Annotated in this window: 10 protein-coding genes and 2 tRNA genes; 4 read left to right on the plus strand and 8 right to left on the minus strand. The window is 61.0% G+C overall.

Going from position 1 to position 16200, the window contains the following annotated elements:
* The first annotated feature begins 21 nt into the window (after positions 1–21).
* Positions 22–1245: an IS256-like element ISSpwi2 family transposase gene (locus tag YP76_RS07605; RefSeq protein WP_014082638.1), complete on the plus strand. Its 1224-nt coding sequence runs from the start codon at positions 22–24 to the stop codon at positions 1243–1245.
* Positions 1246–1370: 125 nt separating this feature from the next.
* Here YP76_RS07605 and YP76_RS07610 read toward each other — a convergent pair whose 3' ends face one another.
* Positions 1371–5633, minus strand: a complete 4263-nt coding sequence (locus YP76_RS07610; RefSeq protein WP_046762990.1) for a cadherin domain-containing protein — start codon at positions 5631–5633, stop codon at positions 1371–1373.
* Positions 5634–6260: 627 nt separating this feature from the next.
* On the opposite strand from YP76_RS07610, the gene YP76_RS07615 reads away from it, so the two are divergent.
* Positions 6261–7112, plus strand: a complete 852-nt coding sequence (locus YP76_RS07615; protein WP_269748634.1) for an endo alpha-1,4 polygalactosaminidase — start codon at positions 6261–6263, stop codon at positions 7110–7112.
* Between the two features lie 136 nt (positions 7113–7248).
* Here the strand turns inward: YP76_RS07615 and YP76_RS07620 are convergent, their stop codons facing one another.
* From YP76_RS07620 to YP76_RS07635, 4 genes are all read right to left on the minus strand, one after another.
* Positions 7249–7839, minus strand: a complete 591-nt coding sequence (locus YP76_RS07620; RefSeq protein WP_232307480.1) for an epoxide hydrolase family protein — start codon at positions 7837–7839, stop codon at positions 7249–7251.
* Positions 7817–8206, minus strand: a complete 390-nt coding sequence (locus YP76_RS07625; RefSeq protein ID WP_046762992.1) for an ester cyclase — start codon at positions 8204–8206, stop codon at positions 7817–7819. The genes YP76_RS07620 and YP76_RS07625 overlap by 23 nt, the downstream gene beginning before the upstream one ends.
* A 38-nt stretch (positions 8207–8244) precedes the next feature.
* Positions 8245–8321: transfer RNA gene (locus tag YP76_RS07630), tRNA-Arg, on the minus strand.
* A gap of 150 nt (positions 8322–8471) precedes the next feature.
* Positions 8472–8548: transfer RNA gene (locus YP76_RS07635), tRNA-Arg, on the minus strand.
* Positions 8549–8685: 137 nt separating this feature from the next.
* On the opposite strand from YP76_RS07635, the gene YP76_RS07640 reads away from it, so the two are divergent.
* Positions 8686–9192: a hypothetical protein gene (locus tag YP76_RS07640; RefSeq protein WP_084733069.1), complete on the plus strand. Its 507-nt coding sequence runs from the start codon at positions 8686–8688 to the stop codon at positions 9190–9192.
* A gap of 39 nt (positions 9193–9231) precedes the next feature.
* On the opposite strand, the gene ppdK is transcribed toward YP76_RS07640, so the two are convergent.
* The 3 genes from ppdK to YP76_RS07655 all read right to left on the minus strand — a co-directional run bounded on the left by ppdK (position 9232) and on the right by YP76_RS07655 (position 15101).
* The gene (ppdK, locus tag YP76_RS07645) at positions 9232–11946 is read right to left on the minus strand and encodes a pyruvate, phosphate dikinase (protein WP_046762993.1); all 2715 of its coding nucleotides are present in this window, start codon (positions 11944–11946) and stop codon (positions 9232–9234) included.
* Between the two features lie 144 nt (positions 11947–12090).
* Positions 12091–14229: a glycine--tRNA ligase subunit beta gene (glyS, locus tag YP76_RS07650; RefSeq protein WP_046762994.1), complete on the minus strand. Its 2139-nt coding sequence runs from the start codon at positions 14227–14229 to the stop codon at positions 12091–12093.
* Positions 14229–15101, minus strand: a complete 873-nt coding sequence (locus tag YP76_RS07655) for a glycine--tRNA ligase subunit alpha (protein ID WP_046763280.1) — start codon at positions 15099–15101, stop codon at positions 14229–14231. The genes glyS and YP76_RS07655 overlap by 1 nt, the downstream gene beginning before the upstream one ends.
* A 177-nt stretch (positions 15102–15278) precedes the next feature.
* Between YP76_RS07655 and YP76_RS07660 the strand changes: the two genes are divergently transcribed.
* The gene (locus tag YP76_RS07660) at positions 15279–16193 is read left to right on the plus strand and encodes a TraB/GumN family protein (RefSeq protein WP_046762995.1); all 915 of its coding nucleotides are present in this window, start codon (positions 15279–15281) and stop codon (positions 16191–16193) included.
* Positions 16194–16200: the final 7 nt, after the last annotated feature.

The raw sequence follows: 16200 nt of genomic DNA on the forward strand, positions 1-16200 counted from the left end.
GGGTAAAAAGGGAGTCCCACTATGTCTCGACGCAAAGAGCCTGCCATACCGAATGAGCTTCTCGATCAGCTTTTGGCGGGCGGCGCTGCCAGTGCCGCCTTCGAGCAGGGCGGTCTGCTCGATTCGCTGAAGAAGGCGCTGACAGAGCGTGCCCTGAATGCGGAGATGGATCACCACCTCGCTGGCGAAGACGGCGCCGGCAACATGCGCAACGGCTACGGTCGGAAGACGGTAATGACCGACACCGGCAAGTTGGCGATCGACGTACCGCGCGATCGCCAGTCGAGCTTCGACCCGCAGTTGATCGCCAAGTATCAACGCCGCTTTCCCGGCTTCGACGACAAGATCGTGTCGATGTACGCGCGCGGCATGAGCACCCGCGAGATCACCAGGCACCTGCACGATCTTTACGGCATCGACGTCTCACCCGATTTGATCAGCACGGTGACCGACGCCGTGCTCGATGAGGTCGCCACTTGGCAGCAGCGGCCGCTCGATCCGGTTTACCCACTGGTCTTCTTCGACGCGATCCGGGTCAAGATCCGCGACGAGGGCATGGTGCGCAACAAGGCGATCCACATTGCGCTGGGCGTCCGCGCCGACGGCGCAAAGGAGGTGCTCGGCCTGTGGCTCGAGCAGAATGAGGGTGCCAAGTTCTGGCTTCGGGTGATGAACGAGCTTCGCAACCGTGGCGTCGAAGACATCCTGCTGGCCGTCGTTGACGGCCTGAAGGGCTTTCCCGATGCGATCACCGCAGTGTTCCCCGATGCGATCGTCCAGACCTGCATCGTTCACCTGCTGCGCAACTCGATGGACTTCGTCTCCTGGAAGGACCGCAAGAACCTCGCCAGCGCGCTTAAGGAGATTTACCGTGCCACCGACGCGGATGCCGCCGAAAAGGCGCTGACGGCATTTGAGGCTGGCCCTTGGGGGCAGCGCTATCCCGCCATCGGCCAGAGCTGGCGGCGCGCCTGGGGCGAGGTGATCCCGTTTTTTGCGTTCCCCGACGAGGTCCGCCGGATCATCTACACCACGAACGCGATCGAAGCTTTGAACTCGAAGCTCAGGCGGGCTGTCAGGGCCAGGGGACACTTCCCCAGCGACGAGGCCGCCACCAAGCTGCTCTATCTGATCTTGAATCGGTCGGAGAAAGAGTGGAAGATGCCACCACGTGAGTGGACCATGGCGAAGGCGCAATTTGCCGTGATCTTCGGCGAACGTTTCATCAGAGCCATGGCGGCCTGATGATCAACCGCCCGCCCGCACACGGAAATCCTGACACTCCCATGCCGCCAAGCCCCTCCTCCCGCGCTATGCGATCCAGCCTGAAACCGATTCCAGCCATGTTCCTGCCCTCTTCATGTCCAGGCCTAAAGCAGGAAATCGCTCGCGGTCAGATTGTGCACACCGATCAACCTGATCGCCATTTCCACCGTCGCGGGATTATTGTCCGTGTTCGCCTCGACAAATGTATCCGTGCCGTTCGAATAGACATGGACCTGTCCCGGCGCGGTAAAGGCGCCCGTGACGAAGGCGAACGCCTGGTTGCCGGACAATGCCGGGTTGGCATCGATGCTGGACAGGTCGATCTTGTCGAGCCCCTCCTCGAAATCCATGATCCGGTCCATGGCCAGCGGCGTACTGTTGCCCGTCGCATTATAGATGAACAGATCGGCACCAGAACCGCCGGTCAATATATCCGCGCCCGCGCCGCCGGTGATGCTGTCGTTGCCAGCGCCGCCGTCGATGGTGTCGGCACCGCCATTGCCCGTCAACCGGTCGTTGCCACCGTTGCCGATCAGCGTGTCGTTGCCCGCTGCCCCCTTGAGCGTATCTTCCTCGCCCCCGCCGATCAGCGTTCCTCCACCGCTTGGCGCGGTCAAAGACACACCCGTCACATTATTGATCACAACGGTGAGGTTCTGGAAATCCTGCGCTCCCAGACTGTCCGTCGCGAGCACCTGAACCTGATAGCGATTGTCCAGGTTGGAGTCGGTGGGGTTCTCGAAATCCGGAGCCGTCTTGAAGGTCAGGACGCCGGTCTGGGCGTCGATAGTGAAGAGGTTGCCGTCAACGGCCGAACCCAGCGAATAGGTGACGGTCTGACCGATATTGGCATCGGTCGCGACGACCTTGGTCACGGCGGTGCCGTTTTCCGCCATCCGGATGGTCGACGAAGCGCCACCGCCATTGGAGATGATGATCGGCGGCGCGTTGAGGATCGTGACGGTCACGGCGATGGCTTGTTCGTCGTAAAGCGTTCCATCGGACGCGCGAACCGTCACGTCATAGACATTGTTTCCGCCCGCATCGGTCGGCAGCAGCACATTCGGCGCATTCACGAAATTGAGCTGCCCGGTCGATGAATTGATGGTGAATTTGGCGGCATCGGCCCCGCCGGAAATGGAATAGACCAGCACTGTGTTGGCATCCGGGTCGATGGCCGTCACCTTCATGACTGGTTTCGTCCCGCTGGACACAGAAATGGCCGCTGCATCGCCACCGCCGCCCGAGGTGATCACGGGCGGGGATTCATTCACATTGGTGACGGTGACGTTGATCGCCTGTTCGTCGAACAACGCGCCATCGGACGCGCGGACGGTCACGCTATAGACATTGTTGCCGTTCGCATCGCCCGGCGCATCATAATTGGGGGGGCTCAGGAAGGAGAGCGCGCCTGTCGCGGGATCGATCGCAAATGCCGTCCGATCGGGTCCGCCGGTAATGGAATAGACCAGCGTGGTTCCCGCATCGGGATCGGTCGCCTGGACCATCGTCACCGGGAGGGTGTTTTCAGGCACGGAAATCGCCGCCGATGCTCCACCTCCGTTCGACGTGATGACGGGGGCCTCGTTGACATTGGTGATGGTGACCGCAATGGCCTGATCATCGAACAGATAGCCGTCCGACGCGCGGACGATCACGTCGTAGACATTGTTCTGGCCGACATCGGTCGGCGCTTCGAAATTGGGCGCATTGACGAAGGAGAGCACGCCGGTCGTGCTGTTGATCGCGAACTTGGCGGCATCCGCGCCACCGGAGATGGAATAGGCGATAACCGTCCCGACGTCCGCATCGGTCGCGGTCACGGTGGTGACCGCTGTGCCGTTTTCCGCCCTGGAGAGTGCCGCGCTGGCACCACCGCCATTGGACGTGATCACCGGCGGATAGCCGGTTTCCAGCGTGACATTGTGCAAACCATAGCTACCGATATCGAGTGTCACGATTTCGCCGACCTGGCTTACCAGCGTGGCCCCGTTTACCACGACGGCCTTGCCGCCCGGATTGGCGATGTCGATGACGACCTTCCCTTCGCCCTGGAGCGAGAAGGCGAGATTGCGGCCATCGCCGGTGAGGCTCATCAGCACGGAGCGCATCGGCAGGTCCGTGATATGCGTCACATCGTCGGCCGCGGCGCCCATATGGATGGTGAAGGTGCCGCCGCTCTGCGGCAGGAATATGCTGTCCTTGTCATAGGCATACCAGCCGGTCACATTCTGGATGACCAACGATCCCTGCCGGTCGACATCGAGCGACAGATTGCCGACATTGGCTCCGGTGACGGAGGCGGTGATGGTATTGCCGACGACGGTTGAAGTGATGGTGGAGTTCTTCAGCGCCATCATGCGATGAGCCAGATCGTCCAGCGTCACGAATTCCATGTTCGCCGCGACGGCATGTTGCAGCCAGGCGTTGAACATGGAAATGTCATAGGGGCTGTTCGCCGTCGGACTGCCCGACACAAAGTCGGCCGCGCCATAATCATGCCAGGGCCAGACGATGACCGGGGTCCCCGCATTGGCGACGAGCTTGTCGAACTCGGCAAGCCATGCGGTGGTGGCGTCCGCCACGCTCTTGCCCTGGAACTCGACCAGGGTGAAGTCGAAGGACGTGTTGGGTGCGAAATAGATCTGGCTCTGGTTGGCGGGCGTCATGTAGCCGAAGGCATTGGGAAAACCCGCCCCCTGCGCCGCATAGCCGCCCGTCAGATAATCCGTCACATATTTCATGATCTCCTGGGAAACCGGCAGCGTCTCCGGCATGCCGGGGACAGCGGCACCGGCCACCTGGAAGGGGCTGCCGATCAGGCTGTTGAGGATGGCGGTGCTGCTCTGAAACTCAGTCTGGATCTGAGCCGCGGTGAGCTTGTTAGTGTCCTCCGGATGGGTCAGGCTGTGCGTGCCGATTTCATTCCCGAGGGCCAGAATGTCCCTGTAATAGGGAAGCGCGGCCTGCTGGACCTGGGTGCTGGTCCCCGCCACGGCGAAGAAGCTGCCGACGAAATTATAGGCGGCCTTCCATTGGGTCAGTATGGGGATCAGCTTGTCGTAGATGCCGGGCGAGCCATCCGGCGGTCTTATGTCCTCCAGTTCCTGGCTTTGGTCCATGTCGACACGCGCGGCAACGATGCCGGAATCGCGCGTCAGATGCAGGCCCACCGACAGGCCGGTCCCATTGACCGCATAGCTTATCGCCTGTTGCAGCATATTGGCGTCGGCCATGACACCATCGCTGGAGAAGAGGACGTTGCGCGCCGGTCCCGTCTGGGTGGCGAGGGCCGCCGAATAGGTCTGGCCGCCATTGATGGTTTCGGTCGCGATCGTCTGGCCGGTGCCGCTGACGCTGGTGAAGGCATTCCATCCGACATTGGTATAGCTGTTGACGAGCTGCCCGTTCGTATAATGATCCAATACGAGGCCGGTCGGGTCGGTTGCGTTCACCTGCACGTTGCCGGTGCCGCCCGTGACGCGCGTGGCATCGAACAGCACCTTCATCGCGGCATAGGGATCGCCTGGAAGCGGATCGCCACCAATGGTGCCCCCACTCACATGGGGCTGGTTCGTCATGAACTCGCCTGCGGCGACAAGTCCGATGCCCAATTGCTTGCTGGCTATTTCAAGCGTGTGGGTGATCGCCTCCACCTGGTCGACGGGCACGTTGCGGAAGGACGGAAACACCAGCGCATCATAATGCGAAAGCTTGTTGAGGTCGGTAAGATCGGCCTCGGTCAAGATGTCGAAGGGGATACCGGCCTGCATCGCCTGGGACTGGATCGACATGAAGAGCTGGGAATAGGCGGTCGAGTTGAAATAGGCATCGGACGTCGTCTGCGAAAAAACGATACCGATCCGCATGTCGGGCGCCTCGGTCGCGGTCGGCTGATTGAAGACCGTGAAAGGGGCGGACAGATAGTTGGACGGAAGGAAGGTCGTGTCGTTGATATCATAGTAGCTGTACATCGCCGACGGATTGCCGACGGCGGCGGTCGGCAGCCGGAATTCGACGACAGTGTGATCTGCGGACCAGGCAGCGGTCAGGCCGCTGAGCACCAGGGTCTGACCTGCGCCGCCGGTATAGAGATTGATCGTCCCGTCGGCCGCGAAATTGATGTTATATTCCGCGCCTCCTGCAAATCCGAATATCTGATAGCCGGTTGAGGTCTTGCCATCCGTGTTCAGCCAGACAGTCGTGTTCGTGCCGATGGCGACAGGCGCCTTCAGGGCGAAGACAAAGTCGCCATTATCCACGGTTGAATAGATTTGATAGGCGGGATTACTGTTATCGTCGATCCGATCGGTCGCGAACCAGTCATCCAGAGAGCCGTCTATTGTGACGCTGTGGCCAAAGGTCATGACAAACCCCCAAACTTATGGATCCTGAAAATCACGTCATAAGTTTGCGACCGAATATATTTTGGTTTTGTCGGTAAAACCCAGTCATGTACATAAATGGGATAATGAAAGACACGCCTCCTCTTTGGCAGCGATGACAATCGATACCATCCGGGCTGTCCCGGCCATTATCCGCGCCAATGAGGCTGTGTCAGGGTATAAGCATTACTTTGCTCGAATGCCCTTGCGGTCCAAAAGATAGGAAGCTCCGCATATGGCTACAGTCACACCGCGCATCTTGATGGGGCGACTCGGTTTTTAGAAGTTTTTACCCATGGTTAATGTGCTGTTAGGCATGATCTAATGTCAACTTCAATGAACACATATCCCCAAAAAATTTTGCAGGTAATGCCATTGTTATCCGGATATTCAGCATAGGAACCTATTGATTATAATATTATGTCTATATCTATAGATATATCCAAGCATGAACCGTTTTTCTTTATAAAGCTGCCAGCTTCGATCGACCGTCCCGCCGGAAACGTTTCGTTGATTCAGGATCAATGCTCCCAAACTACAGGGACGATGATTGTGTTTCACGCGCGCAAAAAGCTCTCGCAAATCAGTGCCCTTGCCATCGCGGCCTTGATGCTGGCCAGTTGTGGCGGCGGAGGCAGCAACGATAGTGCGCCTACACCGACTCCTGCGCCAACGCCTTCGCCGTCTCCTTCGCCCAGTCCATCACCCTCCCCGCCCCCGTCACCGACGCCGCTGTCCAGTTGGGACTGGATATTGCAGAGTCAGGGATTGCCGGCGACACCCCCGGCGGTCGCCTATCTCGATGTCGACGGGTTCGACACCCCGGCCAGTTATGTGACGCTCGCCAAGGCCAGCGGGATCAGGACGATCTGTTATCTCGACATCGGATCGGCCGAAAATAACCGCCCTGACTATGCCGCCCTGGCCGCCATTTCCGGGCTGTTGGGCAACAGCTATCCCGGCTTTGCGGGGGAACGCTATATCGACATCCGCCGCTATCCCGAGTTCATCCAGATCATGGATGACCGATTGCGCATGTGCCGCGACAAGGGATTCGATTATGTCGAATTCGACGTGATGGATTCATTCGAGGATGGGGCATCGACCACGGGCTTCGCTCTGACGGAACAGAATATGGTCGATTATGTCACCGCCCTGTCCAACCGGGCCCGGAGCTATGGGCTGAAACCTGTGCAGAAGAATGCGGGTGGATCATCGGTCAAGCTCGTTTCGCTATTCGATGCGATCCTGTTCGAAGACTGCGTCCTGGACAATTTCTGTTCCGATGCCGCGCCCTATGTCGCGGCGGGCAAACCCGCCTTCAATGCGGAATATCCGGAGGAATGGCCGACAGGCGCATTCGACCGGACACGGGTATGCAGCGTGTCGGCCAGTGCGCGGATTTCCACCATCATCACCGTCGTGGCGCTCGACCGGCCAGCATCCGACCGATGCAGCTGAAAACCGACTTCGGGCTTATCCCAGATTTTCGAGAAAGTGGCGCCCCGCACCGGATAAACATAACGAATTTGTGTCGCCGCTTGCACTACTCCAGGCCCGCCTATAACCGTCGCCGGCGGCTGTGGTGGGCGCCATGTCAAGGTGAATGCCAAGTCACCGCCTCGGGATGGCTATAGGCCATCCGCGTCGCGATCCCGGAACCCCAATCGCCTCCTTGGACGAGATACCGCGTCTCACCGAACAACTCCGCCATGAGGCCGTGCAACAGTTCCGCGATCCGGATCGGCCCGACAATGGTTGGGAGGGACATGGAGAAGGCAAAGCCCGGCAACGACGGGACGACCACATCATGCCCATCAGCGACGAGCGGCGCGATGAGCTGCCCGAACTCGATGAACGAGCCGGGCCAGCCGTGCAGAAGCAGGAGCGGCGGCTGGGCGCCGTCGCCTGTGACATGGATGAAATGAAGGCACGGCCCTTCGATCTGCGTGGTGAAATGCGGAAGGAGGTTCAGGCGGCGCTCCGCATCACGCCAGTCGGATTGATTGAACCAATAGTCGATCAGCCGCCCGAGATCCGCCTTCCCGATCCCGGATTTCCAGCCGCCCGCATCTGGAAGTTGATCCAAGTCATAGGCTTCGACCTTCCGCCTGATCTGGGCGAGCCGGTCGTCGGCTATATGGATTGTAAGGGAGTCGCCATCTCTAGAGCCTGAGCTGAGCTTCAATTTCCGCCTTGTCGATCACGGAGAACACCTCGGCGATTTTGCCTGCGGCAAGAGTGTAAAAGGCGTGCTCATGGAACATGACGCGCCTTCCATCGACAGACAGACCGAGGAATTCGCCGGTCGGTGTGCAATCGAAGCCTATTCGAGACGCGATATGGCCCTCATCAGCCACGACGAGATCGACGTGGAATTGGAGATCGGGAATGTCGCGGCAATTCTCCTCAAGCATTGCCCGATAACCATCCACACCGAGGGTGCGCCCGTTGTGAACTGCGTCGTCCGTCACAAATTCGCCGAGCCTTTCCCAGTCTCGGGCATTCAGGCAGGCGATGTAGCGGTTGTAGAAGATGGTAGCATTGTTGTGCATCGGAGGTGCTACGCGCGACGAAGCTAACCGTTCCGAAATGGCGCACCCGGAACGATTCGAACGTCCGACCCTCAGATTCGTAGTCTGATGCTCTATCCAGCTGAGCTACGGGTGCGTTGTGGAGGCGCAGATATAAGGGGCAGAGCGGTCTGGCAAGCCCTTAAGTTCGCCATTTTCAAATTAAAATTCCGTCGGCTTCACAACCACACGCAAGATGCCCGCACCGCTAACGGATCGGACCATGTGCATCGATGTCGGGGGAAAATGGCGCACCCGGAACGATTCGAACGTCCGACCCTCAGATTCGTAGTCTGATGCTCTATCCAGCTGAGCTACGGGTGCGTTGGAGTGGCGCAGATAGAAGCGTCAGCCCGATTGGGCAAGCCCCTTTTTGCAGATTTTTGACGGCCCGTGCCCGTGGAAGCACCGAGCCGCAACCTTTGTCCCGACCCGCTCGTTCCCGCAGCAGGAAAGGATGCATGACGATGACCTTCACCCTCAATGAAATCGCCCTGTTGCTGATCGCACTTCTGGTCGGGCTGGTGCTGGGCCTGATGCTGAGCGGGCGTGGCAAATATAAGCGCTATTGGCGGGACGAACAGCTCGCTCATCGCCAGGCGATCCAGGATCGCGAAACGCGCCTTGCGGCCGCCCAGGACAGAATCGCCGAACTGGAGCAACAATCCGGTCCGATCGGTCCGGGCACAGCAGAAGCGGTGGCAGGCGCCGTACACGGGCGCGACGATCTCAGCCGCATTCAGGGGATCACGCCACAGGATGAAGTCGCGCTCAACGAGGCAGGCTATCATCGCTACCGGCAGATCGCCGCCATCGGCAGCGAGCAGGAGGCCGCGCTGGAAACACGTCTGGGACTAAAGCGGGGCGTGATCGCGCGGGAGGATTGGCGCAAGCAGGCCCGCTTGCTGGACGCACGCAGGGACGACGAACATGCGCGGCTCTACGCGCATCGCGCCCACCAGGCCTGAAAGGGAGAAAGGGCGGGACATCGGTCCCGCCCCTCCCTGTTACTTCCGGTTCGCCAATGCGGCCTGGGCCGCGGCGAGACGGGCGATGGGCACGCGATAGGGCGATGCCGACACATAGTCGAGACCGGTCTGCTCGCAGAAGGCGATCGAGGCCGGGTCGCCGCCATGTTCGCCGCAAATGCCCAGCTTGATGCCGCTGCGGGTCGCGCGGCCACGTTCGGCAGCCAGTTCGATGAGTTCGCCCACGCCTTCGACATCGATGCTGACGAACGGATCACGGGCGAAGATGCCCTTGTCGACATATTGTGTCAGGAAGCGGCCCGCATCGTCGCGGCTGATGCCGATGGTGGTCTGCGTCAGGTCGTTGGTGCCGAAGGAGAAGAATTCGCCCACTTCGGCGATCTCGCCCGCCTTCAATGCGGCGCGGGGCAGTTCGATCATGGTGCCGACCAGATAGTCGACCGAAGCGCCCTGCTCCTCGAACACCTGCTTGGCCACGCTGTCGACGATGGCCTTCATCAATTCCAGTTCCTTCTTCGTCGCGACGAGCGGGATCATGATTTCGGGGATCGGCGCCCCGAACGAATCTGGGCCGCTGCGCTGCTTGATGATCAGCGCGGCTTCGAAGATGGCGCGGGCCTGCATTTCGTAGATTTCAGGATAGGTGACACCCAGACGGCAACCGCGGTGGCCCAGCATCGGGTTGAATTCATGCAGTTCGGCGGCGCGGCGCTTGAGCGTTTCCACGCCGACGCCCGCGGCCTTGGCCACTTCCTCGAACTCCGCTTCGCCATGCGGCAGGAATTCGTGCAGCGGCGGATCGAGCAGGCGGATGGTGACGGGCAGGCCCGCCATCACCATGAATATCTGCGCGAAGTCGTCCCGCTGTTCCGGCAGCAACTTGTCGAGCGCGACGCGGCGGCCCTTTTCGCTGTCCGCCAGGATCATCTCCCGCACGGCGGTGATGCGCGCCGCGTCGAAGAACATATGTTCCGTGCGGCACAGGCCCACGCCTTCCGCGCCGAAATCGCGAGCGGTCTGGCAATCCAGCGGCGTTTCGGCATTGGCGCGGACCTTGAGGCGGCGGACCTTGTCGGCCCAGCCCATCAGCACGCCGAAGTCGCCCGCCAGTTCGGGCTGCACGGTCGGGACTTCGCCCGCCATCACTTCGCCGGTCGCGCCGTCGATGGTGAGGACGTCGCCTTCCTTGAGCGTGCGGTCGCCAATCCGCAGCGTCTTGTTGGCGTTGTCGATCGACAGGCTGCCCGCGCCGGAGACGCAGGGTCGGCCCATGCCGCGCGCCACCACGGCGGCGTGGCTGGTCATGCCGCCGCGCGCGGTCAGGATGCCCTTGGCCGCGTGCATGCCGTGAATGTCTTCGGGGCTGGTTTCGACGCGGACGAGGATGACCGAATCGCCCAGTTCATTGCGGCGCTCGGCGGTGTCGGCGTCGAACACGATCGCGCCCGAAGCCGCACCCGGCGAGGCGGGCAGGCCCTTGGTCAGCACATCGCGGGGCGCCTTGGGATCGAGCGTGGGGTGCAGAAGCTGGTCGAGCGCGGCGGGATCGACGCGGGCAACGGCCTCTTCCTCCGTGATCAGCCCTTCATTCGCCATCTCGACCGCGATCTTGAGCGCCGCCTTGGCGGTGCGCTTGCCCGACCTCGTCTGGAGCATCCAGAGCTTGCCCTGCTGCACCGTGAACTCGATGTCCTGCATGTCGCGATAATGTTTTTCGAGAATCTCGAACACCCGCGCCAGCTCGGCATAGGTTTCCGGCATCGCCTCTTCCATCGACAGCGGCTTGGCCCCTGCCCGCTCACGCGCCTGCTGGGTCAGATATTGCGGCGTGCGGATGCCCGCCACCACATCCTCGCCCTGGGCGTTGATCAGATATTCGCCATAATAGGCATTCTCGCCGGTCGCGGGGTCGCGGGTGAAGGCGACGCCGGTGGCCGAGGTGTCGCCCATATTGCCGAACACCATCGCCTGCACGTTGACGGCGGTGCCCCAGTCGTGCGGGATCGAGTTCAGGCGGCGATAGACCTTGGCCCGGTCGGCCTGCCAGGACCCGAACACGGCGCTGATCGCGCCCCAAAGCTGGTCGTTCACATCCTGCGGGAAGGGTTTGCTCCAAAGCTTTGAAACAAGCGCCTTATATTCGGTGACGAGCGCCTTCCAATCGTTGGCGGTCATTTCCGTGTCGAGCGTGTAGCCCTGGTCTTCCTTCGCGACTTCAAGGGCTTCCTCGAAGGCGCCATGGTCGAGTTCCAGCACGACGTCCGAATACATCTGGATGAAGCGGCGATAGCTGTCCCAGGCGAAACGCTCGTCCCCGGATGCAGCGGCGAGGCCGAGCACGGTTTCGTCGTTGAGGCCAAGGTTCAGCACCGTATCCATCATGCCGGGCATCGAAATGCGCGCACCGGAGCGGACGGACACCAGCAGCGGATCGGCCTTGTCGCCGAACTTCTTGCCGGTGATGCCCTCGATATGGGCGATGCCGTTCGCGACTTGTGCCTTCAGGCTTTCGGGATAGACGCCGCCATCGGTATAATAGCGGGTGCACATCTCGGTCGTGATGGTGAAGCCCGGAGGCACAGGCAGGCCGATGGCGGCCATGCCGTCCAGATTGGCGCCCTTGCCGCCGAGAAGATTCTTGTTCCCCTTGCCGCCGTCATCGACGCCACCGCCGAAACGATAAACATAACGGGTCGCGGTCGTGCTCATGCTGGCCTCTTCCATTGTCAACATAATCGCGGCTCTCCTGCACTGATTGCCGTGTCCTTGTGCGTTGCAACAAAACTTTAAAACAGGGGAGCGATAAACGCACCTGCTTTTACGATAATTGCTCTCTTACTTCACTGATTTTCCCGCTTGGGCGGGTATCTTTCGGTATCAACCCGTAATTTTCGAGAAATCAGCCACCGCGTGGACCGCGTCCCGCACCCGCGCAAGCAGCGCGAGGCGAGCCGAACGCTTTGCCGGATCGGCATCATTGACGGTGACGCTTTCGAAAAAGGCGTCGATCGGCGCCCGCAATGTTGCAAGTGCGGCCATGGCGCCTTCGAAATCCTCCGCCGTGACGGCGGCTGCGGCACGAGGCTCGGCAGCGTCGAGCGCGGCGATCAGGTCAGCCTCTGCCTGTTCAGGGGCGTAGGTGAGTTCCACCTTCTCGGCGGTTTCGACGCCTTCCTTCTTCAGGATATTGGCGGCGCGCTTGTAACCGGCGAGCAGATTGGCGCCGTCGTCGGTGGCGATGAAGGATTGGAGCGCTGTCACACGGGCGAGCAGGCGGACGAGATCGTCCTCCCCGCCGAGCGCGAATACCGCGTCGATCAGGTCGTGGCGGACGCCTGCTTCCTTTTGCTGGACCTTGAGGCGATCGATGAGAAAACTCACCAATTCTGTGACGACATGCTGGGAATAGCTCATTCCCAGAATTCTGTTTTCCAAATTGGCATATGCCCCAGCGGCGGCCTCGTAGGCTTGCTCATTTTCTTGAACCGAAGGCAAAAGCCTTACAGAGTCTACTGCTTCTTGCATCACGCGACTTTGGGATGCCCGCAGTCCCGACTGGAAAATAGCTGCCTCGGCAATAACTGCACGACGAAGGGCGAAAGGATCCTTCGAACCCGTGGGCGCCTGCTCAATCGCGAAGAAGCCGGCTAAACTATCAAGCTTATCTGCAAGGCTCACAGCCATGCTCACTGGCGCCGTCGGCACCTGATCACCATGCCCAACCGGCTTATAATGGTCACGGATTGCATCTGCCACCGCATCGGACAATCCTTCCATGCGGGCATAATAACCGCCCATGACACCCTGCAATTCAGGGAACTCGCCTACCATTTCGGTGACGAGGTCAGCCTTGGCGAGGCGCGCAGCCTTTTCGGCCTCATCCGCGTTCGCACCGTTTACGATGCCTTCCTCGACCAGCCAGCGGGCCAGTTTCGCGACGCGCTCCACCTTGTCGGCCACGGTGCCGAGCTTTTGGTGGAAAGTGATGCGCTCCAGCTTCTTCGCGTGATCCTCAAGCTTCGTCTTGCGGTCCTGCTCCCAGAAGAAGCGGGCATCCGACAGACGGGCGGCGAGAACCTTTCGGTTGCCTGCGACAATCGCCGCGCCGCCATCCTTCGCCTCGATATTGGCGGTGCAGATGAAGGCCGGAGCCAGCTTGCCGCTCGCATCACGCAGAACGAAATATTTCTGGTTGATACGAAGGGTTAGCTGAATGACTTCAGGTGGAACCTCAAGAAAGGCGGGGTCGAAATCGCCCAGCAGCGGGACCGGCCATTCGGTCAAGCCCGCATTTTCAGCGACAAGGCCCTTGTCCTCGATCACCGTATAGCCGTGAGCAGCGGCAGCTTCCGCAGCCCTGGCCTCGATGATCGACTGGCGCTCCTGATGGCTGACGATCACATGGCAGGCGCGCAGTTTTTCGGCATAGTCGTGCGCGCCGCCGATGGTGATCTCGCCGGGGTGATGGAAGCGATGGCCGAGCGTCGCATAGCCGCTGCGGATGCCTTCAATCTCTATGTCGACCAACTCTTCGCCCAGGATCGCGACGATCCCCTGCAACGGGCGGACCCAGCGGAGGCTTTCCGTGGTCTGCGACGCCGCGCCCCAACGCATGGACTTGGGCCAGGGGAAGGCGCGGATGACGGTGGGTACGGCTTCGGCCAGCACTTGCGCGGTGGCGCGTCCGGGCTTGTTGACCACGGCGAACCAGACGCCGTCGCGGTCCTCAAGCTGGTCTTGCGTCAGGCCGGTCTTGCGGAGGAAGCCTTCCAGCGCCTGAACCGGAGCAGACGTGCGCGGGCCTTTGAATTCCTCGCTGACGGCGGCGGTTTCCAGCGGCAGGTTTCGGGCGACCAGCGCCAGTCGGCGCGGCGTGACGAAGCTGTCGATGCTTTCCGGCTTCAGGCCAGCCTTCGCCAGTTCCTCGGTGAAGAGGCGGGCCAGGTCTTCCGACGCCTTCAATTGCATCCGCGCCGGGATTTCCTCGCAACGCAGTTCGAGCAGGAAATCGGTCATTATGCGGCCCACCCGTTCACTTCCATCCACTTTTCGCAGGCACCCTTGGCCAGATCGCGGACACGGCCGATATAGCTGGCGCGTTCCTGCACCGAAATGACGCCGCGCGCCTGGAGCAGGTTGAAGACATGGCTCGCCTTGATCGCCTGGTCATAGGCGGCGAGCGGAACGCCGGCCTCCAGCGACGCCTTGCACTCCGCCTCGGCATCCTTGAACCAGCGGAACAGCTTTTCGGTGTCGGCGATCTCGAAATTCCACTTCGACATCTGCCGCTCATTTTCAAGGAACACGTCGCCATAGGTGACGCCCGCGTCGTTGAATTTCAGGTCGTACACGCTGTCGACGCCCTGAATATACATGGCGAGGCGTTCGAGGCCGTAGGTCAACTCGCCCGCCACAGGCTTGCAGTCGAAGCCGCCCATCTGCTGGAAATAGGTGAACTGGGTGACTTCCATGCCGTCGCACCAGACTTCCCAGCCCAGGCCCCAGGCGCCCAGCGTGGGACTTTCCCAGTCGTCCTCGACGAAGCGGATGTCGTGGACCAGCGGATCGATGCCGATCTCCACCAGCGAACCCAGATAGAGTTCCTGGAGGTTCGCCGGGCTCGGCTTCATGATCACCTGATATTGGTAATAATGCTGGAGGCGATTGGGGTTTTCGCCATAGCGGCCATCCGTGGGCCGGCGGCTGGGCTGCACATAGGCGGCGTTCCAGGCATTGGGACCCAGGCTGCGCAGAGTGGTCGCCGGATGGAAAGTGCCAGCGCCCACTTCCATGTCATAGGGTTGCAGGATGACGCAGCCCTGGCGACCCCAATAGGCATGGAGCGTCAGGATCAGATCCTGAAAGGAGAGCGCTTTGCTTGTCGCCACGGATGGTCCCCAGAAATCACGGCTCGAAAAATGACGGTTCGATTGCGGCGCGCCTTGGCGCAGCGAGGGCGCAGGGTCAAGGAAAAGAGGGTGCGATTGACGGTAAATCCGCTTGCCCTGATGCCCGGCGGCCCGCATGGATGGCAAAACCCTTTTAGGAACGGACCCGCAACAGACATGAAATGGCCCTCCTTCCGCTGGCTCGCCCCCGCCATGATGCTGCTTGGCGGATGCGCGCTGGGACAGCCCGTTTCCGCCCGCGATGCGGCAGCCCGCCAGACCTATGTGACGCCGGCGCTGTGGACGGTGAAGGATGCGGATACCACCATCTATCTGTTCGGCACGGTTCATGTGATGAAGCCGGGGATCGACTGGTATAAGGGCGAGGTCAAATCAGCCTTCGAACGATCCGACGAACTGGTCCTGGAAATCGTGGAGCCACAAGACCCCGATGCGCTGGCATCGACCATGGCGGGGGTCGCGCTGGCACGGGACGGGGTGAAGCTGTCCGACCGGCTCGGCACGGAGGAGCGAGGCAAATATCAAGCCGCGATGACCGCCAACGGGCTGCCATGGCCGGCGTTCGAGATGTTCAACCCCTGGATGGCGGGCATGGCGCTGTCGGTCCAGCCGCTGGCGAAGCTGGGTTATCAATCGGACCTCGGTGCGGAGAAGGTACTGACCGCCAAGGCCAAGGCGTCAGGCAAGAAGGTCGGCGCGCTGGAGACAGTGGAACAGCAGCTCGGCTATTTTGCAGGGCTGCCGATGGAACAGCAGGTGAAGTTCCTGACCGCGACCATAGAGGGGCTGCCCGACATGGACAAGGAATTCGCCAGCCTTCTCGACCATTGGCAAGGGGGCGAACCGGAAAAGCTGGCCGTGGAGATGAACGAATCGCTGGAGGCGACGCCCGAACTGGCAAAGGTGCTGCTGATCCAGCGCAACGCCAATTGGGCGAAGTGGATCAAGCAGCGGCTCGACCAGCCGGGCACCGTGTTCATCGCCGTGGGCGCGGGGCATCTGGCGGGCAAGGGCAGCGTGCAGGATCAGTTGAAGGCGCTGGGCATCTCTTCGGAGCGGGTGAAGCAGTGAAATGACG

The organism is Sphingobium chungbukense, from assembly GCF_001005725.1.
In the GTDB taxonomy this organism is placed as follows: domain Bacteria; phylum Pseudomonadota; class Alphaproteobacteria; order Sphingomonadales; family Sphingomonadaceae; genus Sphingobium; species Sphingobium chungbukense.